The sequence below is a fragment of the Nocardioides sp. genome, from assembly GCF_047607365.1.
Lineage (GTDB): Bacteria > Actinomycetota > Actinomycetes > Propionibacteriales > Nocardioidaceae > Nocardioides.
The window spans coordinates 1-4,498 of the sequence record NZ_JASGDD010000101.1 but is presented as its reverse complement, the minus strand read 5'-3'; the positions used below and the strand labels follow the sequence as shown (position 1 = coordinate 4,498).

The window sequence follows — 4,498 nt, the reverse complement described above, 5'->3', positions numbered from 1 at the left end:
GCGGCGACGAGGACGATCGCCGCGGTCGTGGCCGATCGGTCGTCCAGCCACGCGGCCAGGCCGGCGGCGGCCGCGGCGGCGGCGATGCTCCCGGCGATCTCGGCGAGGACCAGCTCCTGGGCGGTGCGGCGCTCGACGGCGTACCTGGCGGCGGAGGCGAGCACGAGGAGGACGAGCCCGCTCAGCGTGACGACCTGGGGCTCGTGACGGCTGCCGAACCAGCCGGCGTGCGTCGCCCCGACCGGGACGAGGGCGGCGAGGATCGCGGTCAGGGCGGTGAGCGCCTCGGCGGCGAGCCGGATGCGGCGGGACGCGGCGAGCCACGTGCCCGCCGCCGACGCGGCGGTCGCCAGGACGATGAGGATCGTGCGGCCGGAGTAGCCCAGCCAGCTCCAGGCGAAGGCGAGGAAGGTGATCGCGCCGGCGCCGAGCATGAGGGCGCCCAGTGCCAGGAGCAGTCCGGGGACGGTGAGCGCACGGGTGCCCACCGAGGGGTGCTGCTGGGGGTGCTGTGGCAGGGGAGGCGGCGTGACGGGTGGGCTCGTCACGATCGGTGCGCTGCCGGCGCGCAGCCGCGCGATGAGGGCGTCGGCCCGCTGCAGGGTCGCGAAGAGCTCGGAGCCGAGCGCGCCGCCCAGGGGAAGCCCGCACCACTGGCAGGCGGCGGCACCGGGCGTCAGGGCGCCGCGGCAGTCCGGGCAGCGCTGCGGATCCGCCAGCATCAGGGGAGCAGCCGTCCCATCCACTCCTCCACCTCGCCGGGGTGGCGGGGGAGGTGGTGCGAGAGGTTGCGGGCGCCGCCCTCCGACGCGGCCGTGACGAGGATGTCGTCCTCGATCCGGATCCCGATGCCGCGCATCTCGCCGGGCACGAGCAGGTCGTCGATCTGGAAGTAGAGCCCGGGCTCGACCGTCAGCACCATGCCCTCCTCCAGGGTGCCCTCGGTGTAGGCCTCCTTGGCGGCGGCGGCGCAGTCGTGCACGTCGATGCCGAGCATGTGGCTGACCGAGTGCAGCGTCCAGCGGGAGTAGACCTTGCTCGTCTCGTCGAGCGCCTCGTCCACCGAGACCGGGAGCAGGCCCATGTCGGAGAGGCCGTGGGCCAGGACCGAGACGGCGGCGTGGTGCGGGTCGCGGAACGCCGCCCCCGGGCGTACGGCGGCGATGCCGGCCTCCTGCGCGCGCAGGACGAGCGTGTAGAGCTCGCGATGCAGGGGCGAGTAGGTGCCCGACACGGGAAGGGTGCGGGTGATGTCGGCGGTGTAGAGGTTGCGGCCCTCCACGCCCATGTCGAGCAGGACCATGTCGTCCGGCTTCACCGGGCCGGTGTTGTCGATCCAGTGCAGCGTCGTCGCGTGCGCGCCGGCCCCGACGATCGAGTCGTAGCCGAGGTCGTTGCCCATCGCCCGCGCGCGACGGAAGAAGGTGCCCTCGATCCAGCGCTCGCCGTAGGTCCGCACGTCGTCCCACTCGCGGACGCAGTCCTCGAAGCCGAGCGCCGTGATCTCGCAGGCCTCGGAGAGCTCGGCGATCTCCCACTCGTCCTTGACCAGCCGCAGCTCGGAGGCGACCCGGGTGAGGTCGGGGTCCTCGTGGAGCACGCGGGTCGGGGTGCTGCCGCCGAGGTCGAGGGAGTCGATGTGCCGGACCTCGATGCCGAGGGAGTCCGACAGCTCGCGGGCGGACGGCCGGCGCCCGGCCCACAGCTCGCCGTAGGCGCGGTCGCGGAAGAACTCGTCGGTCTCCCGGCTCGATCGGGGACGGGCGTAGAGGACCGCCGAGCCGTCCGGCTCGATCACCAGCGAGGCGTCGGAGGTCTGGTTGCCGGTCAGATAGGTGTGCGCCGAGTCGGGACGGAAGCGGTAGTCGGTGTCGTTGGAGCGGACCTTGTAGGTACCGCTCGGGACGACCAGGCGCTCGCCGGGGAACGCCTCGGCGAGTCGGGCCCGGCGCGCGGCGGCGTACGGCGTGACGGGGTGGGCGGGCAGGTTGAGCTCGCGGTCGCCCCAGCCCTCGCGCATGAACGCCGACCACGCCTCCGGCACGGCCTGGTCGTGCGACTCGGTCTTCTCCTCGGTCATGGGACCATTCTTCTCATGCACAGGCAGGGTGTGGCGACCGGACGCGTCTTCACGATCGTCGTCTCGATCGTCGTGGCCCTGGCCGCGCTGCCGATGCTGCTCCTGCTCGCGCTGTCCGGGGCGCCGAGCACGCTCTTCTTCGCGACCGTCCTGGCCGCGCTGCCGGTCGTGCCGCTCGTGGCCGCCTACCTCTGGCTCGACCGCTACGAGCCCGAGCCGCGCGGGCTGCTCGCCCTCGGCCTGCTGTGGGGCGCGTTCGTGGCCTGCTTCGCGGCGGTGGTGCTCGAGGGCATCGGCGGCATCGTGACGGGCCTGGACAGCGACGCGAGCGTCGCCTTCCTCGCTCCCGTGGTCGAGGAGGCGGTCAAGGGCGCCTTCCTGATCGCGCTGCTGTGGTGGCGCCGCGACGAGCTCGACGGGGTCCTCGACGGGATCGTCTACGCCGGCATGGTCGGCATCGGCTTCGCCTTCACCGAGAACATCCTCTACCTCGCCGCCGCCTACAACGGCACCGACGGGATGGGGCCGGGCGGCACGGTCGCGCTCACCCAGACCTTCGTCATCCGCTGCCTGGCCAGCCCGTTCGCGCACCCGCTCTTCACCGCCTTCACGGGGGTGGGCGTCGGGCTCGCGGTCGGATCGCGCAAGCGGCTCGTCCGCCTCCTCCTCCCGCTGGCCGGGTACGCCGTCGCCGTGATCGGCCACAGCGCCTGGAACGCGTCGACGGTCTTCGGCCTGGCGGGGTTCGTGTCGGCGTACGTGGTCGTGATGGTGCCGGTGTTCGGTGGGGTCGTCGCCATGGCGATCTGGGCGCGAGGGAGCGAGGCCCGCCTGCTGGAGCGGGCGCTGGCGGACTGCGCCCGCCTCGGCTACCTCCCGGCCAGCGACCTGGGATGGATCGTCGACCTGGGCGCCCGGCGACGCGCGCGGGCCTTCGCGCGACAGCGTCGCGGGGCCGCGGGACTCGAGGCGATGCGGGTCTACCAGCAGGCCGCGATCGAGCTCGGCTTCCTGCATCACCGCTTCCTGCGAGGCACTCCGCCGCCCGATTTTGCTGCGCGGGGTCAGGTCTACGTCGACATCATCGATAGGGTCAGGCCGACCATCGCATTTCCCGGACAGGTGGTGCCCCTTCGATGACGGCTCCTGACGCAGGCTCTGACAGCACGCGCATGGTGACCGCACTGGTGCGACTGCGCCAGGCGCTCGCCGGTGTGGTGCTGCCCCTCGAGCTGCCCGGAGCGACCGCCGCCCGCACCATCCAGGACGAGCTGCTCGGCCAGCTCGAGGACTACGTCATCCCGCGCACGATGACGATCGACGCGCCGCTGCTGGCGGTCGTGGGCGGCTCGACCGGCGCCGGCAAGTCGACCCTGGTCAACTCGCTCGTGGGCGAGCGGGTCACCACGCCGGGGCTGCTGCGCCCCACCACCCGGTCGCCCGTCCTCGTGCACCACCCCGACGACGCGCACTGGTTCGGCCAGGACCGGCTGCTGCCCGACCTCGAGCGGGTCTCGCACGCGACCGATGACCCTGGCGCGCTGCAGCTGGTCGCCTCCGAGCGGGTGCCGGCCGGGCTGGCCATCCTCGATGCCCCCGACGTCGACTCCGTCGAGGAGCAGAACCGCGTCCTGGCGGCACAGCTCCTCGCCGCCGGCGACCTCTGGATCTTCGTCACCTCCGCGGCGCGGTACGCCGACCAGGTGCCGTGGGAGTTCCTCCGCTCGGCCGCCGAGCGGTCGACGGCGGTCGCGGTCGTGCTCGATCGGACGCCGGCCGACGCCGTGCAGACGGTGGCGACCCACCTCGCCCGGATGCTGGCGTCCCGCGGCCTCAAGGACAGCCCGCTCTTCATCGTCAACGAGGGCAAGCCGTCCGACGAGGGGATCCTCGAGCCCGAGCTGGTCGCCGAGATCCGGGGCTGGATCGAGATGCTGGCCGCCGACGCCGTCGCCCGTCATGCCGTCGTCCAGCAGACCCTCGATGGCGCCGTGCGCACCGTCGCCCGCCGCGCCCATCCCGTCGCCGACGCCTCGCGTGAGCAGGCGGAGGCGGCCGCGATGCTCCGCGAGGACGCCGCCCATGCCTACGACGAGGCTCTGCGGGCGATCCTCGCCGCGGTTGCCGACGGCACGATGCTGCGGGGCGAGGTGCTCGCCCGGTGGCAGGAGTTCGTCGGCACGGGGGAGCTGCTGCGCTCCCTGGAGACGCGGGTCGGCAAGCTGCGCGACCGCTTCGTCAGCGCCGTCAAGGGGAAGCCGCAGCAGGCCGAGCACGTCTCGGTCGCGGTCGAGTCCGGCCTCGAGCTGCTGATCCTCGAGCACGCCGAGGCGGCCGCCGAGCGGGCCGAGCGGGCCTGGGGCCAGCTCGACGCCGGTCGCGGCCTGCTGGCGACCGCGCCGACCGACCTGGGCCGCG

At 73.5% G+C, this 4,498-nt stretch carries 4 protein-coding genes; 2 read left to right on the top strand and 2 right to left on the bottom strand.

Annotated features, from left to right (window positions below; all coding sequences use genetic code 11):
• A partial coding sequence (locus tag QM572_RS07680) for a hypothetical protein (protein ID WP_415091708.1) occupies positions 1 to 722 on the bottom strand: 722 nt, incomplete at its 3' end.
• Complete coding sequence (locus tag QM572_RS07675; protein ID WP_415091706.1) at positions 722 to 2,080, bottom strand: aminopeptidase P family protein; 1,359 nt, start codon at positions 2,078 to 2,080, stop codon at positions 722 to 724. The genes QM572_RS07675 and QM572_RS07680, both read right to left, overlap by 1 nt.
• A gap of 15 nt (positions 2,081 to 2,095) precedes the next feature.
• Between QM572_RS07675 and QM572_RS07670 the strand changes: the two genes are divergently transcribed.
• Together QM572_RS07670 and QM572_RS07665 are read left to right on the top strand one after the other, a co-directional pair.
• Entirely contained in the window at positions 2,096 to 3,220 is a 1,125-nt protein-coding gene (locus QM572_RS07670) for a PrsW family intramembrane metalloprotease (protein WP_415091704.1), read from the top strand.
• 32 nt (positions 3,221 to 3,252) lie between these two features.
• Positions 3,253 to 4,498, top strand: a 1,246-nt coding sequence (locus tag QM572_RS07665; protein ID WP_415091702.1) for a dynamin family protein, incomplete at its 3' end; no start/stop codon positions are given.

Coding starts and splice junctions, on each gene's coding strand:
- QM572_RS07675 (WP_415091706.1), bottom strand. CDS start 2,080: ATGACCGAGGAGAAGACCGAGTCGCACGACCAGGCCGTGCCGGAGGCG.
- QM572_RS07670 (WP_415091704.1), top strand. CDS start 2,096: ATGCACAGGCAGGGTGTGGCGACCGGACGCGTCTTCACGATCGTCGTC.